We start from the raw sequence: 205 nt of genomic DNA, 5'->3' as shown, positions 1-205 counted from the left end.
GCAAAGAGTGCATCGTATGAGATGGCGATGACCTTCGGACGCATGAGCGAGCCGCTTACCAAGGTGCAGAAGGTGGATTCCACAAGAACGGCACAGTCTTACGACTTCACATACAGGTATGAGGACGACTGCCATCCTACTGCCCCTACGCAGGTCGGCCACGGCCATTACACCTATGATGCCAACGGCAATCCGATATTGGTGG

1 pseudogene is annotated in these 205 nt (G+C 54.6%); it reads left to right on the top strand.

Features of this window, described 5'->3' with window-relative positions:
- Positions 1-205 (top strand): annotated as a pseudogene (locus tag DW917_RS18045) (hypothetical protein); the annotation flags it as partial.

The organism is Prevotella sp. AM42-24 (assembly GCF_003461825.1).
Lineage (GTDB): Bacteria > Bacteroidota > Bacteroidia > Bacteroidales > Bacteroidaceae > Prevotella > Prevotella hominis.
Note: the sequence above shows the minus strand (reverse complement) of the source record. Positions and strands in the feature narration are given on the sequence as shown.